At 39.3% G+C, this 15,150-nt stretch carries 15 protein-coding genes; 5 read left to right on the plus strand and 10 right to left on the minus strand.

Going from position 1 to position 15,150, the window contains the following annotated elements:
• Positions 1-103 precede the first annotated feature (103 nt).
• The 5 genes from UMU13_RS00575 to UMU13_RS00595 are packed head-to-tail and all read right to left on the minus strand — an operon-like array spanning position 104 to position 3,006.
• Positions 104-553 carry a universal stress protein gene (locus UMU13_RS00575; RefSeq protein ID WP_328216304.1) on the minus strand — a complete coding sequence of 150 codons (450 nt, stop codon included), beginning with the start codon at positions 551-553 and terminating at the stop codon, positions 104-106.
• Positions 554-598: 45 nt separating this feature from the next.
• Positions 599-856, minus strand: a complete 258-nt coding sequence (locus UMU13_RS00580) for a DUF493 domain-containing protein (protein WP_328216306.1) — start codon at positions 854-856, stop codon at positions 599-601.
• Complete coding sequence (locus tag UMU13_RS00585; protein WP_328216308.1) at positions 849-2,123, minus strand: NfeD family protein; 1,275 nt, start codon at positions 2,121-2,123, stop codon at positions 849-851. The genes UMU13_RS00580 and UMU13_RS00585 overlap by 8 nt, the downstream gene beginning before the upstream one ends.
• A 4-nt stretch (positions 2,124-2,127) precedes the next feature.
• Positions 2,128-2,796 carry a tRNA (guanosine(46)-N7)-methyltransferase TrmB gene (gene trmB, locus UMU13_RS00590; RefSeq protein WP_328216310.1) on the minus strand — a complete coding sequence of 223 codons (669 nt, stop codon included), beginning with the start codon at positions 2,794-2,796 and terminating at the stop codon, positions 2,128-2,130.
• A gap of 12 nt (positions 2,797-2,808) precedes the next feature.
• On the minus strand, positions 2,809-3,006 hold the full coding sequence (locus UMU13_RS00595) for a DUF1858 domain-containing protein (protein WP_013887241.1): 198 nt from the start codon (positions 3,004-3,006) through the stop codon (positions 2,809-2,811).
• Positions 3,007-3,104: 98 nt separating this feature from the next.
• On the opposite strand from UMU13_RS00595, the gene rpmB reads away from it, so the two are divergent.
• The gene (gene rpmB, locus UMU13_RS00600) at positions 3,105-3,296 is read left to right on the plus strand and encodes a 50S ribosomal protein L28 (RefSeq protein ID WP_013887240.1); all 192 of its coding nucleotides are present in this window, start codon (positions 3,105-3,107) and stop codon (positions 3,294-3,296) included.
• A gap of 31 nt (positions 3,297-3,327) precedes the next feature.
• On the opposite strand, the gene UMU13_RS00605 is transcribed toward rpmB, so the two are convergent.
• Both UMU13_RS00605 and recJ read right to left on the minus strand, forming a co-directional pair.
• Positions 3,328-5,460, minus strand: coding sequence for a RelA/SpoT family protein (locus UMU13_RS00605; RefSeq protein WP_328216313.1), 2,133 nt, complete (start codon positions 5,458-5,460; stop codon positions 3,328-3,330).
• The gene (gene recJ, locus UMU13_RS00610; protein ID WP_328216315.1) at positions 5,457-7,220 is read right to left on the minus strand and encodes a single-stranded-DNA-specific exonuclease RecJ; all 1,764 of its coding nucleotides are present in this window, start codon (positions 7,218-7,220) and stop codon (positions 5,457-5,459) included. The genes UMU13_RS00605 and recJ overlap by 4 nt, the downstream gene beginning before the upstream one ends.
• 578 nt (positions 7,221-7,798) lie before the next feature.
• On the opposite strand from recJ, the gene UMU13_RS00615 reads away from it, so the two are divergent.
• Complete coding sequence (locus tag UMU13_RS00615) at positions 7,799-8,242, plus strand: hypothetical protein (protein ID WP_328216316.1); 444 nt, start codon at positions 7,799-7,801, stop codon at positions 8,240-8,242.
• A 5-nt stretch (positions 8,243-8,247) separates the two neighbouring features.
• Here the strand turns inward: UMU13_RS00615 and thiS are convergent, their stop codons facing one another.
• Genes thiS through UMU13_RS00630 form a run of 3 tightly spaced genes read right to left on the minus strand, consistent with a single transcriptional unit; the run spans position 8,248 to position 10,740 of the window.
• On the minus strand, positions 8,248-8,448 hold the full coding sequence (thiS, locus tag UMU13_RS00620) for a sulfur carrier protein ThiS (protein WP_328216317.1): 201 nt from the start codon (positions 8,446-8,448) through the stop codon (positions 8,248-8,250).
• Entirely contained in the window at positions 8,445-9,248 is an 804-nt protein-coding gene (gene thiF / locus UMU13_RS00625; protein WP_328216318.1) for a sulfur carrier protein ThiS adenylyltransferase ThiF, read from the minus strand. Before thiF ends, thiS begins: the two co-directional genes overlap by 4 nt.
• Positions 9,241-10,740 (minus strand): ComEC/Rec2 family competence protein, encoded by a 1,500-nt coding sequence (locus UMU13_RS00630; protein ID WP_328216319.1) that lies wholly within the window; start codon positions 10,738-10,740, stop codon positions 9,241-9,243. Before UMU13_RS00630 ends, thiF begins: the two co-directional genes overlap by 8 nt.
• 13 nt (positions 10,741-10,753) lie before the next feature.
• Between UMU13_RS00630 and UMU13_RS00635 the strand changes: the two genes are divergently transcribed.
• From UMU13_RS00635 to UMU13_RS00645, 3 genes are all read left to right on the plus strand, one after another.
• Complete coding sequence (locus UMU13_RS00635) at positions 10,754-10,960, plus strand: hypothetical protein (RefSeq protein WP_328216320.1); 207 nt, start codon at positions 10,754-10,756, stop codon at positions 10,958-10,960.
• Between the two features lie 65 nt (positions 10,961-11,025).
• Entirely contained in the window at positions 11,026-11,649 is a 624-nt protein-coding gene (mobB, locus tag UMU13_RS00640) for a molybdopterin-guanine dinucleotide biosynthesis protein B (RefSeq protein WP_328216321.1), read from the plus strand.
• A gap of 9 nt (positions 11,650-11,658) precedes the next feature.
• Positions 11,659-15,144, plus strand: coding sequence for a DNA polymerase III subunit alpha (locus tag UMU13_RS00645; protein WP_328216322.1), 3,486 nt, complete (start codon positions 11,659-11,661; stop codon positions 15,142-15,144).
• The last annotated feature ends 6 nt before the right edge of the window (positions 15,145-15,150 follow it).

A 15,150-nucleotide genomic window follows, 5' to 3' on the forward strand; every position in this document is an offset into this window, starting at 1 on the left:
GGTAAAATTTATAAGAATGTATTATTCAAATGTCTTACAATATGAAATCGATATAATAAACAAATACGTAAATGTGCTTAGCAGAGTAACGTTACTTATCTCTTTACTGAGCAGGATTTTTTGTAACATGGACGCTGATAGGGGATTTTTTAAGCACTTTCTCAGCGGTACTCCCCATCACAAATTTTTTCAGCCCGCTTTTGCCGTGGGAACCTATAACAACAAGATCGTAATCCCCCTTGTCTATCTCAAGCAGACACTCTTCGGACGGAACACCGCGCCGTAATATTTTTTTATAATCCACACCGGTAATCTCAGGGATTCTGTCATCCATCTTCTCATAAAGTTCAGCGGTTTCCTTATCAATCATTTCCTTAATTGTGTTGTAAATCCGGCTTGAGATGTACGTATTAAGCTTGCTCTCATCATGGATAACATGCAAAATAAAAAGCTTTGCCCCGAGTTTCTTTGCCATAACCCCGGCAGTTTTTACAGCATTGTCTGAGTCAGCTGAAAAATCGGTCATCACAAGTATGTTTTTGTATATACTCATATTACACCTCTGTTTTTTTAATTATAGCACATAGGCATAAAATATTTAAACGTAAAAATGCAAATCCCTTATTTTGCTTATATGTCTGTAAAAGTATTCCAGCTCGTCCGAATTCTCAATTACCGTGGTAAGCCTGAAGCTGATATAGTTATCACTTTTGCTGAGTGATTCGGTTTGCTCCCATTCCCTGTCCTCAGTCTTTAAATTCTGAACATCTTTTTTAAATGTTCCTGAATTTTTTCCAATAATTTTAAAGGTGTAAATAGATGGAAACTCCATCAATTCGTCAAACCTGTTAGCCAACACTTCCTCCTTTATCTTTTTTCCCGGCAGTAAGTGTCATATTATCGTAACCTGTTATCACCACTTCCTCATTTTCTTCAAGCTCCTCATCGGATAAGAAATTCCAAATTTCACCGTTCACGAAGACTTTTCCACTGCCGTTTCCAAAGGCCATTACACGACCTTTCATCCCTATTAGATTGTCCATCCCGGCTGCTGGTTTCCTTTTAAAATCCTTTAAAATCAGTCTTCCGATAACAGCCGCCACCGCCACGATACCAAGCACAAGTGATAAAATCAACCACACCGACACATGTATTCCCATATTCCCCTGCCTGTCAAACATTAAATATAAACCAAAGACCATACTTACAATGGAAGCCAATGTTAAAAGCCCGAAACTGGGTATAAACATTTCTGCTATCAAAAGGCCGAAACCTGTAATTACCAATAGTAAACTCAAAAAATTTATCGGTATAATATTGATGCCGAAGAGAAACAGTATTATCGCCACTGCCCCTACTCCTGCAAAAATAAATGTCCCGGGCAGATTGAATTCCAAAATTATAGCGAAAACTCCTATCATTAACAGCAAAACAAGCACATTCGGATTACTCAGAAAAAAAGCTGTTTTCTGGAGAGTGGTTGGCTTCAGCTGCTTAACCTTTACATTTTCGGAGATATTTAGCTTATCTGCCGCTTTTTTCAAAAGTAATTCTTCGGAATTAACAACGCTGTCAACAATATTTTTTTCCAAAGCCTGAGAAGCTGTGAGACTCAGCGATTCCGTCACCATTTTTGCAGCCACTTCAGCATTACGGTTTCGTTTTTCGGCTATGGACTTTATAAAAGCCACTGTGTCATTGACAATTTTCTCAGCCATGTCCCCTTTGATATCTTCACCTGTAAAGCTCACCGGATGAGCCGCACCTATATTGCTTCCTTCAGACATTGCCGAATAGTGTGAGGCCAGCACTATAAAGCTGCCGGCAGAACCTGCCCTTGCTCCCTGAGGAGACACATATGTTATCACCGGAGTCTCGGATTCAAGAATTGTTTGGACTATATTCCTCGTGGCTCCCAGAAGCCCGCCGGGAGTGTCCAGCTTAATAATAAGCACTCCATTATTCTTTTCAGCATTATTAAGCGCCAGCGAAATATATTTGTGCGTATATCCCGTAATAACACCGTCTATTTTAATAGTAAAAGCTTTCTCAAAGGTTTCAGCATAAGAAATAGCTGAGGAAAAAACAAAAAGGGATAGTAAAAGTAAGATTAATTTTCTCATAAATTTATAACTTCTTCATTTTGAAAAAGAATACACTGCCGGGATTCGCAAACTTCCTGTAATATTTCGTTGGGTAATAATCAACCAGCTCATTAACATAAACACTTTTGAACGCTGAAGTTAAATCATCCACAGGAATAAGATTTGTCATAATTTCCTTTGCATAATTTTCATGGTCGGTAACCATATACAGGGTGCCGCGATTTTTAAGCTTCCTGGCTAAAAGTTTTAAAAAAGGGGTTTTCAGGAGTCTTCTTTTATGATGTTTCTTTTTGGGCCACGGGTCTGGAAAATTTATATAAAAGTTGCTTACACTTTTCTCCGGCAGCAGGCTCACAAAAAAACTCCCGTCATAATGAATGAGCTTCACATTTTCCAGACGCTTTCTCTGAATACGTGAAACTGCTTTTTTAAAAACCCTCTTCACGACTTCAAAACCTAAAAAATTCTCATCAGGATAATTTTCAGCCAAGTGTGCAAGGAACTCGCCGTTGCCGATACCAATCTCAACATTCAGTCTATTGTTATCCTTAAAAAAATCATTAAGACTAATCGTCTCGTAATCGGTAAAAGGGAGCAGCTGATCCTTGATGCTATCAGAATAAATATACAAATTATCTTCAAAATTCAGTTCAAGTTTTTGAAGTCGACGTTCACTCAATTCAGATTGCATAATGTGATATTATTACTTTTTTTCTATTTTTTTCAACTCTTTCAACACTTCATTCACATCAAGGCCGTGCATAGTGCACCCCTTTTCAAGGGTTTCATTCTGAACGCCCAGACAGCTTACGCACCCCATGTTAAATTTTTCGAAAACCTCCACACTTCCCGGATTCTCCTTTAAAATATCCGCTATCAACTGATCTTTTGTAATGCTCATATACGCCCCCGCTAAAAAAAACTTGATTAATTTATATTTTTTATGTTAGCATCTCAGGCTCTTAAATGCAATATATAAGGATCAGGAGGTACCATAAAATGGCAAAAAGATGCGATATCTGCGGGAAAGGCCCGATGTTCGGCAGTACAATCAGTCACGCTCACAATGTAAGCAAAAGGGTTTTTTATCCTAATGTACATAAGATGAAAGTTCTGGATGAGAACGGCAAAATCACCAGAAAAAAAGTTTGTACAAAATGTCTGAAATCCGGGAAAGTTCGTAAAGCTTAAGCCCTGTTTAAGGGTTTAAGCTTTTTCTCAGTTATCTTGTTACTACGCTGTACACACCCTTAATGGATTTAATTTTATCCTTCACTTTCTGCAGCTGATCTTTACTTGAAACCTCTATATGATAGCTCTGTTTTGCTTTTGTATCACCGCTGGATTTTGCTGACATCTCCACAATATTCACACCAAGGTTATTCATAATGGTGGTAAGCTCATTAATCATACCGGGTCTGTCCTCAGTGACCGTATAAAGTCTGACGACCATCTTATATTTCTGGGAACTGTCCCAGACAACATCGATAACCCTGTCATCATCCAAAGCCATATTTTCGAGATTTTTACAATCGGCTTTATGCACAATTACTCCCCTGCCGCGGCTCACATACCCTTTCACATCATCTCCGGGCAAAGGATTACAGCATTTTGCAACCTTAACCATAACATTGTCCACGCCCTCTATCTTAAAAGGTTCGCCTTTTTTAGGCGAAGGCTTCGAGACAACATCTTCTTCCTTTTCATCAGCCGCCACAAACAGATGAAGTACCTGTTTGGCTGAAAGGCGCCCGAACCCGATATTTTTATAAATATCTTCTTCATCAGTGAGATTAAATTTATTCAGTATTTTTTCAAGATCCTTCGAATTTGACACAATATCTTTCAGCTTCAGGTCATTATTTTTAAACTCTTTCTCCAGAAGGTCATGCCCGATCTGTATTGCACGATCCTGTTCTTTTTTCCTCAAAAAACTGCGAATCCGGGTCTTTGCTCTGTTTGTTTTCACAAAATTAAGCCAGTCCCTCCGGGGCTCCTGATTGGATGAAGTGAGAACTTCAACCTTCTCCCCGCTCCTAAGCTTATAGCGCAGGGGCACCATTCTTCCGTTCACCTTGGCTCCAACGCACGTATTGCCAATTTCCGAATGTATATTGTAGGCAAAGTCAATCGGTGTTGAACCTCTGGGCAGTTCAACAACATCACCGGCCGGAGTGAACAGATATATCTGAGCAGGAAGAATATCCTCTTTCAACGCATCCACAAGATCCTGGGGTCTTTTCAGCTCTTTTTGATCCAGCAGCTGTCTGAGCCAAATGAAAGACTTGTCTTCCTTGGGATCGAAAGGCTTGCCTTCCTTATACTTCCAGTGGGCAGCAATCCCCTCTTCGGCAATTCTGTTCATCCTGTGGGTACGTATCTGGAATTCAACCGTCATCCCTTTCGGCCCTATTACCGTAGTATGAAGCGACTGATACATGTTGGATTTTGGCATTGCTATATAGTCCTTAAACCTTCCCTGTATTGGCTTCCAAAGTGAATGTATCAGACCGAGAACAGCATAGCATTCAGGAACAGAGTTCACCAGAATACGCAATGCAAGAAGATCATAAATTTCATTAAAGGATGACTTCTTTTTCACCATCTTATTGTAAATACTGTAGAAATGTTTCGGTCTGCCAAAAATTTCCGCATCTATCTTTTCTTCTTTCATGTGGGATTTAAGAATTGAGACTATCTCGTTAAGATAACTCTCCCGCTCGCTTCTTTTTAATTTAACCTTATTGTATATGTCGTAATACATTTCAGGGTTCAACACCCTGAAGCACATATCTTCCATTTCCCATTTAATCCAGGCAATACCCAGCCTGTGGGCAAGAGGGGCATAAATTTCAAGCGTTTCTTTTGCCACCCTCTTTCGCTTTTCCTCATCCAGATGGTCAATTGTCCGCATATTATGCAGCCTGTCGGCAAGCTTAATAACAATAACCCTTACATCTTTGGACATTGAAATAAGCATCTTTCGAAAATTTTCAGCCTGTTTTTCTTCAGAAGATTTGAATTTAATCTTTCCTATCTTGGAGACACCATCCACAATAAAAGCAATATCCTCGCCAAACATTTCAGAAAGTTCTTCATAAGTGGCGTCGGTATCCTCCAGGGTGTCATGCAGAATTCCGCCTATTACTGTATCCAAATCCATATTCATTTCCGCCAGGATATAGGCTACATTAAGGGGGTGTGAGAGATAAGGTTCGCCGCTTTTACGCTGCTGTCCGCGATGTTTCTGTGCAGCATATACATAAGCTTTATGCAGCTTTTCAAGATCGCTGATACCGTTTTTCTTTAAAATATCCTGAATATCCATCAGGCGGACAAGCTTCTGACTGCTCATTCACTCCTCTTGATATCTTTAATTTTCAACTGCACACTATTTTCACCCGCCCAAAAATTAAATTCCGGAACAAATAAAATGTCAAAAGTATCGCAGTCACTCAGATATTCCTGATAATCTCTAAAATTATAACCTATAATCTCAAAAAACCTGCCGTTTTTTTCTATAAAACCTTTCAGGTGTTTCCTTTCCCTGCCGATAAAAGAAAAGGGTTGGTACTTCTTTACTTTAGTCATACAGAAAACGGGCTCCGGGTTTCCGGGACCGAATGGTCTCATTTTATGCAGCATTTTAACCAGGTTTACGTTAATTTCATCAGCATCCACATGTGTATCTATTTTTAATTCAGGTATAAAATCATTATCATCGAGTTCAGAAATAATTATTTTGTGAAATTCCTTTTGCAGTTTTTTTATGTTAAAAGACTCCACTTTGATTCCGGCTGCATATTTATGCCCTCCGAAAGTCATCAGCAAATCGGACATACTTTTCAAACCGTCGTACAGGTTGAATGCGGGAATACTTCTTGCAGAGCCCTTGCCGACACCGTTTTCAATTGTTACGATTATTGTGGGCCGGAAATACTTTTCCATAACCCTTGAAGCTATTGTACTGATAACCCCCGGATGCCACTCCTCTGAATACAGAACAAGACCTTTGTATTTTTTATGCAGGGAAAAACGTTCTACTTTTTCATAGGATTGGCGCAAAATTTTCCGCTCAATTCCCTGCCTGTATTTATTTTCCATCTCAAGCTCTTCAGCAAGCCATCTGGCATTGTCTCTGTTTGTCTCTATGAGAAGCTTAACACCCCTGTCGCAGCTTCCCAGCCTTCCGACGGCATTGATCCTTGGTGCAAGAACATATCCCACATGAACAGCATTAATTTTTGAGCCTGTAAGTCCTGTAACCTTTTTCAGCTCTTCAAGGCCTACTCTGCATCCGGGAAGCGCCAAAATTTTCAAACCGTGCTTCACAAAAATTCTATTTTCACCGATCAAAGGCACTACATCGGCAATCGTTCCCAGCGCCACAATATCAAGGTATTCGCGCAAATTGGGCAGCACTTTCTCAGGACGGTGCTTTTGGAGATAAAACTTGAGAGCCATAATCAGCTTGTAGGCAACACCTACACCGGCCAAATCTTTAAAAGGATAAGAATCACCCGACTGATAAGGGTCGATAATAGCATACGCATCTTCAGGAAGCTTTTCGGCCGGCTGATGATGATCGGTAACTATAACATCAATACCTTTGGATTTGGCATATGCAATCTCATCAACAGATGTAATACCGCAGTCCACTGTAATGATCAGGGAACATCCCGATTCTTTTATACTGTCAATTGCTTTACAATTGAGGCTGTACCCCTCATGGAGCCGGTTCGGCACATAATATTCCGATTTAATCCCGATATCATTAAAAAAAAGATATACCAAAGCTGTTGAAGATACACCGTCAACATCGTAATCACCGTAGATGCAAATCTTTTCTTTTTTGTCTAAAGCTACAGATATACGCTCTACAGCCTCCTGAATTCCCTTCATTAAAAAAGGATTTAAAAGATTCCTCAAAGGTGTGTCGAAAAAAGAATTAACACTGTTTTTATCAAATATGCCACGACGAATCAAAATTTCAGCCACCGGCCTACTTACAGAACAACTGAATTTGAGTTCTCTTAACAAACTTTCATCCGGTTTTTTGTAGACCCAACGGTATTTTGGACTTTTGTCGTAGCTTACTTCACAAGCTTTCTCCATGTACCAACCAGTTTTATTATCATTCTAATTTTTATACTAAACACTTAACCCTTCAAAAGCAAGGGATTATTTTTTAGCAGCGTTCCATTAAGGCTTCACTTCAAATGCTTTGAATAAGTCAAAAAGCGCGGCTTCAACTTCTGCTACTATGGGAGTACCGAGCAAGCATTTTTGTCAAGATTCAGCATTCTCAAGCAGACGGAACTAAAATCACACTTCCAAGACGCAAAGCTCTCTACTTTGTCCTTGGTACTTAAAACTTAGAACTCACGTTTCGCACTTGCACTTATTACACGTCTTTGTTCACCCTGTTAAATATCAGCTTCGCTGATTGCCTGTGGCATTTAACAGGGCAGGGAGTGATAACGACGAAGCAATCTCTCTTTTTATATTATTTTGAGATTGCCACAACCCTGTTCCACAGGGTTTCGCAATGACACAGAGAAGTGCGAAACTTGAGTTAGAACTTAAAACCAATACACAACTCCTCCATTTCACTATTACCCAATTCTCTACCTCTCCACCTCACTTTCTCATATCCTATTGATAAATTGATTCAGAGTATTAAATTATGTTAAATGAATAAAAAATATTTAATTTTACTTATTTTTGTGATTTCAATGTTTATATTTACTGCCTGTACAGTGAATCTGGATAATATATCTCCGAAACTGCAAAAAGGTGAAAGCTTTAAAACAGCCAGGATGAAATACACATGGCAGTCAGAAGATGGCATTTTAAAAATCAATATAAAAAACTCATCATTTGAACTTCTTTTAAAATCCGAGCTGTATGTCAGATTTTATCGTAATAAAAATGTCATCAAAGGAATAAACAAAAGAACCTTTGCATTAGAAACTTCAGAGAGTGAAACTTTGGAATTCAATATCCCCGCCGGTGCGGAAAGTGCACTTGTACACTACAGGGAGTATGACCCGAGAGACGGAGGAGGGCATTCAGATGACTTTGACGGAGAGTTTGACTACTTTGATTTCGGATATTTTCTGATCAGGCTCAGATGAATATTCTAACCGCCTCCAACAAAATGGACAATTTCTAACTGGTCGTTTTCTTTTACCTTCGTTATCCCAAACTGTTCCTGCCCAATAATATCACGGTTAAGTTCGACAACAACGCTGTCAGGTTTTATATCGAATTGCTTAAGCAATTCTTTCACAGTTAGAGATTCTGCTACTTCCCTTTTTTTGCCGTTCACAATAATATTCATAAATCACCCGTTAAATATCTTACTGCGAGATTGGACTGAATGCCTGCCGCAACTGCAACTCTCGTGGACATCAGCCCTCTCCCCGGCTTTGCTTCATTTTCCAGATCTCCCACGATATATGCGTTTTGCCCTAACTGCCTTACCCCCATACTTCTTGTATCATAGATACCGGCCACCCCGGAAGCGCCGACTATACATTTTTCAGGAAAAACACGCATAAACTTACCGATTAACATTGCCTTATTTTCAGCTTTGTCAAATGCCTCCAGAACCACCTGGTAATCCAAAAAAATTTCTTCCACCTTATCTTCGGTAATATAGATATTCTCGCACTCATATTCAAGATACGGATTGATCTGCTGGAGTGTTTCTAAGAGGGCATCGACCTTATTTTTGCCAATCTGATGTATAAAGTACTGTTGCCTGTTCAGGTTTGATGGTTCCACCACATCGAAATCGATTATTTTAAGTCTGCCCACTCCCATTCTGGCAAGGTTAATGGCGATATTTGACCCCAGCCCTCCCAGGCCGGCTACAGCGGCGGAAGATTTTTTCAGCACAGTGTGGATGCCCGGAGTATGTCTGGCTGCCATCAAAAATTCCATTTCCTCCCGGGAAGGGATTTCGCCCTTTTTTATTAGGGCGATGCTGTCTCCGTCATTTATCTCTATATTCTCGGTCGTTTGAAAACCGTTAATTATAATAACATCTGCATCCGGCTTTACTGCTTCTTTTACCTCAAGCAGCGTTTTCCCATCCTCAAACCGTAACTTTTTTTCATTTACAGTAATATTAATCAATTAGAACTACGCCTCCTTTAAAAACTTTTATAGTATCTTTGTACCTGCTGAGTTGTATTATATTGCCTTTTTCCAGATCATTTTTATATATCAGATAAGTATGTTTTTTTAAATAATCTTTTTTATTCACTGTATTTGATCTTGTTTTAAAAATATATCTGCACCCCGGAGATACTTTGTTTACACATATATTTGAAAATTTTTTCGTCTTGTTTTGAATTTTTATATACATGTTTTTTCCGTCATAAATATTTATATCTCCGGATTCAAAGTTTTCCAAAGAAAGTTCAGCCGCCAAAGGTAAAAAGCTATACTTGAAATCGGAATACCACCCTTTGTAAAAAATTTCTTTTCTATTGCCGTCAATATTGATAAATCCTTTCGACCTGATCATTTTAGGTATATAAATGCCATCGGGGCTTTTTTGGGGAATCAGCGGAAGCAGCAGAACAAACAAAAGTAAAATTCTACGCTTTAAAAGTACAACTAAAAGCATCAGTAAAATAACCGTTACAAAGATATTATAGTCGATTTTGTTCAAAACAAAGAAAGAATATGTCCATTTGTACAGTAAATCTAAAACATCCTTAGTGAGATTCTCAAAAACAACTAACGGATTAATCAGAACTGCCGGACTTACAAGATAACCAAGTCCCAATATAATCAACACTGAAATAAAGGGGAGCATCACTATCGTATTTAATACGCTCATATAATTAAAATTGCCAAAATAGTAAAGAATAAAAGGCGAGGTAAACACAGTGGCCGCTACCCCCACCTTCACCGGCTCTGTGAACCAGGAGAATCTGCCCCGATCTGCATCCTCTTTTCTATTGCGGAGAAAATAAACAATACCGAAAACGGCAGAAAAGGAAAGAAGGAAAGAGATATCATTTGTTATCTCAGGATCAATAAGCATAAAAATACCGGCAGCAAACAGTATCATTTTTCTCAGTTCTGTTTTCACATCAAAAAAATAAGCGGTCATCACAATGAGCGCAAAAAGTACTGCTCTGATTACGGTAATTTTAAAGCCTGTAAACGGCACAAGTAATATCAAAAAAGGCAGCGATATCAGAAAGCGAAGTTTTATATGCAGAAAAGATAACAGCCATAAGATTCCACCGAGAATTATTCCAACATGAAGCCCTGATATTGCAAGCAGGTGGTTTAGACCGGTAACAGTAAACTTATCCACCAAAGTATCCGACAGAAAATTTTTGTCTCCCATTACAAGGGCATTCGTCAGTCCTGCCTTAAGACCAGATGAATAATAAAGTTTTTCGGATAAATTTTTCCTCGAATACAGCAGGTCTGAAACAAGCGGCAGCCTGAACCTGTATTTATTTCCGCTGCTGTAAATATTAATTCCGTATTTCGTCATCTTTCGGACAAATTTCCCTGCTATAACGTCACCGGGCTCCAATTCCACATCACTGAAATATGTGCCGGCAGTTGTTTCATAGACATAGCTTGCATTTGTATCAAACATGTGCTCTACAACTATGAAACTATACTTTTCTGCTAAACCAAAAAATATTATAAGTATAAGTACAACAACCCGTATTCTTCTCTTTAAAAATAATAACACCAGCAGAAAGGAAGTAAACAGATGGGCAGTTGCTGAGAAGGGAAGCAGATTCAATAAAAGTGCGGAAACAAAAAACAATTCCACTTTTTTATTTTTAATCATTGCAGCATACACATATTAATTTTATATAATAGATATTAAAATGTAAATTTAATTTATCCCGATATTAATCAAGGAGCCTGAATAATGGAAAAATATATACCCGTTATCTCCTTCGTTGGTTCATCCGGAAGCGGAAAAACCACATTCCTGGAGCAAATTATTCCTGTTTTTATTGACAAAGGATATAGAATCGGCGCAATTAAGCATGACGCTCATAAGTTTGAAATAGACAAACCGGGAAAAGATTCCTACAGACTAAAGCAGGCGGGAGCAGAAATTGTCTGTATCTCTTCTGCTGAAAAACTTGCCCTGATACAGTCTTGTGATAATGAGTACAGTGTTGAAGAGCTTATTCTTAAATTTTTCGGCAATGTTGACCTGGTACTTACAGAAGGCTACAAAAAAAGTGATTTGCCCAAATTTGAAATTTATCGGAGTGCAAATAACAAACCGCCGTTGAATTTCACAAACAAAGAACTCATCGGAGTAGTGTCCGATGATAAACCGGATGTGGATGTCCGGGTATTTAGCTTTGCAGAAAAAGATGAAGTGGTTAGCCATATTCTGGCCATCGCAGCTGAAACCAGCCCTGAGGTTGTTATCACAGGGGTTGAGGAAAAATATCAAGGGCCGCTAAAAGAGTATTTGACAGCTCTGGCAACTCTTACTAACGTTAATAAAATAAAAGTAAAAATAGATATGGAATAGGTGAATTATATGCAGCAAAAGCAATTTGTACATCTTCATCTGCACTCCCAATATTCCCTCCTTGACGGTGCCATATTAGTCTCTGATCTGATGGAAAAGCTAAAAAGCCAGGGGGTAAAAGCGGCTGCGATAACCGACCACGGGACAATGCACGGAATAGTCGATTTTTATACCCAGGCGCTGAAAAACAATATTAAGCCAATAATAGGATGTGAAGTATATGTAGCTCCGGATGACAGAAAAAACAGAAACTACTCGAAACAAGAGGACAAGAATTACCACCTTATTCTTCTTGCCAAAAATAATAAGGGCCTGAAAAACCTTCAAAAGCTCGTATCTATAGCTCAGCTGGAAGGGTTTTATTACAAACCGAGAATAGATAAGGAAGTGCTTCAAAATCATTCCGAAGGGCTGATCGGCTTATCAGCCTGCCTTGCAGGTGAACCACAGAAACACATATTGAACAATGATTTTAAAAAAGCCAAAGAAGCTGCCCTGGAATACAGAGATATTCTTGGAAAAGATGACTATTATCTTGAACTCCAGGAAAACGGAATGGCCGAACAGAAAATTGTCAACAAAGGTCTTATAAATATATCACGGGAAACAGATATCCCCCTTGTGGCATCAAATGACTGTCATTACCTGAACAAAGGGGACGACAAGGCTCACCAAATCCTTATGTGTATCCAAATGCAGGAGACGATAAGCAGTACAAGCAAGCTGGAAATTCACTCCGATCAATTATATGTAAAATCACCGGAAGAGATGTGGGAAGCTTTTGCAGAAGTGCCCGAAGCTTGTGAAAACACCCTTAAAATAGCCGAACGCTGCAACGTTTCCCTCAATTTTGACGATCTGCATCTGCCGGAATTTGATATTCCTGAAGGGTACTCTGCAAACAGTTATTTTGAACATATTGCAAAACAGGGCCTCCATAAAAAACTTGCAGATATCCCTGCAGATAAACATAAAGCATATTATGAGCGTCTGAACAGTGAACTGGAAATTATCAAGATGAGAGGTTATGCCGGATACTATCTGATTGTGTGGGATTTTATCAACTATGCCAGGGAAAACAACATTCCGGTAGGCCCCGGCAGAGGATCAGGTGCAGGATCTCTGGCGGCTTATGCAATGGGGATTACCGATATAGACCCCATAAGGTTCAATCTTCTTTTTGAGCGTTTTCTCAATCCCGAAAGGGAAAGTATGCCCGACTTTGATATAGACTTTTGTATGAACAAAAGGGAGCAGGTTATAAAGTATGTGGTAAACAAATATGGTGATGACCGTGTAGCCCAGATTGTTACCTTTGGTAAGCTTTTGGCCCGCGGTGTTATCAGAGATGTGGGAAGGGTACTTGAGATACCTCTGAAAACCGTCGACAAAATCGCCAAACTTATCCCCGAAAAGCCCAACATGACTTTGAAAAAAGCCATCAGAGAGGACCCTGATCTGAAAAAGAACATAGAAAGCGTTGAAAACGGCAGGGAACTTCTGGAACACGCTCTGAAACTTGAGGGTCTTCTGAGAAATGCCGGTATGCATGCGGCGGGAATAGTTATCTCAGATAAGCCTCTGGTGGAATATGTGCCGCTCTGTAAGGGGCAGAACAATGAAGTCGTAACACAATTCGAGAAAAATACACTTGAAAAGGTGGGATTGGTTAAATTTGATTTCCTCGGGTTGAAAAACCTGACGGTAATTGATGAAGCAGTCCAACGGGTTAACACGAATAACAGTACAAAGCTTGATATCAATAAAATACCGCTGGATGATAAAAAAACATATGAAATGCTTTCCAGCGGAAATACTACAGGTGTTTTTCAGCTGGAAAGTACCGGCATGAGAAATCTGCTGAAAAAAATAAAGCCGACTACTTTTGAAGATATTATCGCCCTTGTAGCTCTATACAGACCGGGGCCGATCGGAAGTGGAATGCTCGATGATTTTGTAAAAAGAAAACACGGAACCCAGGAAATATCATACATACTGCCCGAACTGGAACCCATCCTAAAAGAAACGTACGGAATCATCGTATATCAGGAACAGGTTATGCAGATTGCCCAGGAAATAGGTGGATATTCCCTTGGCAATGCTGATCTGTTGAGAAGGGCAATGGGGAAAAAGAAGCCCGAGGAAATGAAAAAGCATAAACAAATATTTCTTTACGGTGATAAAAATCTCGGAATAGAGGGTGCCAAAGGACGGGGTTATGATCTGGAGATTGCTGAAAATATTTTTTCATTGATGGAGAAATTTGCCGAATACGGTTTCAACAAAAGTCACTCAGCTGCTTATGCAATGGTTGCCTATCAGACGGCTTATTTGAAAACCCACCATCCGATTGAGTATATGGCGGCACTTATGACTTGTGAGCTCGATAAAGGCGAAAAAGTGGTATCTTTTATTGAAGAATGCAAGAGAATGGGGATAGAGGTATTGCCTCCGGATATCAATAAAAGCTGCAAAGATTTCACCATTGACGACGGTTCTATAAGATTCGGTCTGGGTGCTTTGAAAAATGTGGGTTACGGAGCCATAGACTGTATCGTAGAAGAAAGGGAAAACAACGGCCCATTTAAAAGTATCTATGATGTCTGTAAACGGGTTGATTTAAGACAGGCAAACAAAAAAGTATTTGAAGCATTGATAAAAGCAGGGGCATTGGATGATTTCGGAAAAAACAGAAGGCAGCTTCTTCAGGTGCTGGAAACCGCTATTGATCTGGGGCAAAAGAAACAAAAATATAAAAAGGAAGGTGTGGTTACAATTGATGATTTGCTGAAAGACGCAAACAGTGATGATGACGATGAAGACGAATTTTACCCGGATGTGGAGGAAATGCCGGAAAACGAGCTGCTGAAGTTTGAGAAAGAGATACTTGGGTTTTACATAACGAATCACCCACTTTCAACCTATTCAGCTGTGCTGGACTTATTCTCCATGAAAACTACAGAACTCTCCGGATATTCTGACGATACGCAGGTGACATTGGGGGGTATTGTTAAAGCAATAAAAACCCATATCACCAAAAAAGGCGAAAGGATGGCTTTCGTAACACTGGAAGATATTGAGGGAACTATTGACCTGGTGGTATTCCCTTCAGTATTCAGGGAGCATGTCAGAAATATCGAAGAAGACAGAATTATTATTGTAAAAGGGAAATATAACAGTGATGAGGAGAAGGAATCTGTTCTGGTGGAAGAAATTTATGAAATCAACGAGGCTATTGAAACACTTGCAGATTCGTTGCTTATAAAACTCAATATGATAGGCTTCACAGAGGAAAGGCTGAGTAAACTAAAAAATATAATTACCCGTTATCAGGGAACCCTGCCTGTAAAACTTGAAATTGATAACCCTACAAAATATAAATTAAGTATGGAAGCCGGAGAAAATTTTGCAGTAAAACCCTCACTTTCTCTCTTTAAACAGATTGAAGATTTACTGGGCAGCAATACATATGAAATTATGCTAAAAGCATCCTAAAGGAGG

This window comes from Flexistipes sp. (genome assembly GCF_036172515.1).
Taxonomy (GTDB): Bacteria; Chrysiogenota; Deferribacteres; order Deferribacterales; family Flexistipitaceae; genus Flexistipes.

Coding starts and splice junctions, on each gene's coding strand:
- UMU13_RS00615 (WP_328216316.1), top strand. CDS start 7,799: ATGAATAAAAAATATTTAATTTTACTTATTTTTGTGATTTCAATGTTT.
- UMU13_RS00645 (WP_328216322.1), top strand. CDS start 11,659: ATGCAGCAAAAGCAATTTGTACATCTTCATCTGCACTCCCAATATTCC.
- UMU13_RS00595 (WP_013887241.1), bottom strand. CDS start 3,006: ATGAGCATTACAAAAGATCAGTTGATAGCGGATATTTTAAAGGAGAAT.
- mobB (WP_328216321.1), top strand. CDS start 11,026: ATGGAAAAATATATACCCGTTATCTCCTTCGTTGGTTCATCCGGAAGC.
- UMU13_RS00630 (WP_328216319.1), bottom strand. CDS start 10,740: ATGTTTGATACAAATGCAAGCTATGTCTATGAAACAACTGCCGGCACA.
- thiS (WP_328216317.1), bottom strand. CDS start 8,448: ATGAATATTATTGTGAACGGCAAAAAAAGGGAAGTAGCAGAATCTCTA.
- trmB (WP_328216310.1), bottom strand. CDS start 2,796: ATGCAATCTGAATTGAGTGAACGTCGACTTCAAAAACTTGAACTGAAT.
- rpmB (WP_013887240.1), top strand. CDS start 3,105: ATGGCAAAAAGATGCGATATCTGCGGGAAAGGCCCGATGTTCGGCAGT.
- UMU13_RS00575 (WP_328216304.1), bottom strand. CDS start 553: ATGAGTATATACAAAAACATACTTGTGATGACCGATTTTTCAGCTGAC.
- recJ (WP_328216315.1), bottom strand. CDS start 7,220: ATGGAGAAAGCTTGTGAAGTAAGCTACGACAAAAGTCCAAAATACCGT.
- UMU13_RS00635 (WP_328216320.1), top strand. CDS start 10,754: ATGAAACTATACTTTTCTGCTAAACCAAAAAATATTATAAGTATAAGT.
- UMU13_RS00585 (WP_328216308.1), bottom strand. CDS start 2,123: ATGAGAAAATTAATCTTACTTTTACTATCCCTTTTTGTTTTTTCCTCA.
- UMU13_RS00605 (WP_328216313.1), bottom strand. CDS start 5,460: ATGAGCAGTCAGAAGCTTGTCCGCCTGATGGATATTCAGGATATTTTA.